2 protein-coding genes and 1 pseudogene are annotated in these 1,777 nt (G+C 44.0%); 2 read left to right on the forward strand and 1 reads right to left on the reverse strand.

The genetic code is table 11. The features are described 5' to 3' along the window. Positions 1–13: 13 nt before the first annotated feature. Together WMO25_RS17660 and WMO25_RS17665 are read left to right on the forward strand one after the other, a co-directional pair. Positions 14–139: pseudogene (locus WMO25_RS17660) on the forward strand (helix-turn-helix domain-containing protein); the annotation flags it as partial. A 251-nt stretch (positions 140–390) separates the two neighbouring features. Next, positions 391–801, forward strand: a complete 411-nt coding sequence (locus WMO25_RS17665; protein ID WP_002334817.1) for a hypothetical protein — start codon at positions 391–393, stop codon at positions 799–801. Here the strand turns inward: WMO25_RS17665 and ant(6) are convergent. Next, positions 750–1,616, reverse strand: a complete 867-nt coding sequence (gene ant(6) / locus WMO25_RS17670) for an aminoglycoside 6-adenylyltransferase (protein ID WP_349086508.1) — start codon at positions 1,614–1,616, stop codon at positions 750–752. The genes WMO25_RS17665 and ant(6) overlap by 52 nt on opposite strands. Positions 1,617–1,777: the final 161 nt, after the last annotated feature.

Consider the following 1,777-nt stretch of genomic DNA (forward strand, 5'->3'; position numbering starts at 1 on the left):
AAGGAGGATTGCCATGGATACAGTTAAGATTGGAAAATATATTGCCGGAAAGAGAAAAGCCCTTGGAATGACGCAGGCACAGGTGGCAGAGAAACTGGGAATGAGTGACAAGTCCGTTTCCAAGTGGGAGCGGGGAGTTTCCCAAAGTTAAAGATACCACATCAATCCCACGCGGACTTTTGCTCAACCGATACAGCCGGAGGGCTGGATAACAAGAAAAGGCGGTATGCGCCCCGTGGAGGGGTAGCGTACCGCCTTTTCTTGTGGGGGTTTCCAAAGGGGGCAACGCCCCCATTTGGCACACGACTTTGCGAAGCAAAGTGTAGTGTGTTATACGCTCTGCCGGCGTTGCCGTGAAAATGCCGTTGCCGCCGGGGAGGGCAAGGGCATTTGAAGCGGCAGGAAAACAGGGCTGTGCTTGCGTGGCGTGGAGCCGCAAGCGCAGGTCTGGACTCATCAGCAGACAGGGCGTATATGAAAGCCCCAGTTCCTCGTCCTACGCTCCAACTTGTGGACAAAGTGTCCCGAAGTTGTGGCCACACTCCCGGAAAAGTAGCAGGACAACGGGCAACCGTCAAGGCTGAAATGAACGGGTTTACACCCGGCCTTGACCTCCGCCCGCTGTCCCGCTGGATGGGTGGACAAGGCGGCCAATCCCTCAAAGTGCTTGGCCGCTCTCTTTCTGATTTTGAGGTATTCAGTTTTTCAAAATTGAATAATCAAAATAAATTTTTTCGATTGAAAAAATTTTATTTGTTATCATCTTCAATGCCATATTTTTTCTTTTGCCGAATCACATAATTACTGATTTTTTCATCATATAGTGGATACTGGTAATCCAACTGGCATGCCACTTCTGACGAAACCTCCCGGAACAATGCCATACATTGTTCAAAGGATTCCCACATATGGGGATAGGAATCCATATTATAAGTGGACATAAGTCGTTCCCACAATTCCTCTGGGACATATTGCTTCATAAATTTATAGTTTTTTCCCAAACTGAAATGAAATCCCTGTTTGATACCAATCAGCCAGGAAATCATGCGAAGCAATTCTTTTCGTACTATATCATTCATATGGTCAATAGCAAAAAGAATTTCTTTGCGGCATAAGCCCTTTACTACATATGTTGTAGTATTCCAAAATTCATTACAGCAATCGTCAAACATTCTTTGAGTAGGCTTCTGCAAGTGGTAGTCTATATCCGTTGGTATTGGCGGCTTTACGATACGGTTGTCTTTATCCAACAGTAACTTTACCAGTTTATCCCATGTAAAATACTCGTCTATCAGTTCCAGCGGCAGCAAAGTTAAATCTATCTTAACATCATCAGTAAACAGCATTAAATATGAAAATCCCTTTTCTACAGCTGGAAATAATTCCATATCTTCCGGCTTTTGCAGAATCAACCTTTCACCAAATATATCTAGCCATTTATCATCACTTGTGAAGCTGTCCATATCCGTAACAAAAAAAGTAATATCAAAATCCTGAAAATCATCAGGCGGAATATTTGTATTTGTTCTAGATCCTTTCAAAGTAACCATGCGAATGCGTTTGTCTGTTTTTGCAAAATTCAAAACAATATCATAAACTTCCTTTTCTGATCTCATTTTTATCTCCTCCAATTATTGAAATAGGTGTGAAGCCATTTTAGGGCTTTCCCGCCTTGATTACCCTTTAGCAAAGACGGGCGGGACTGTCAACGGCGGCGCATGAAATGCGCCGTTCATCTTGACCGTTGACTGGCTCGGCTGGCTTTGCTATCTTCCTG

This window comes from Coprococcus intestinihominis, from assembly GCF_040096555.1.
Lineage (GTDB): Bacteria > Bacillota > Clostridia > Lachnospirales > Lachnospiraceae > Coprococcus_A > Coprococcus_A intestinihominis.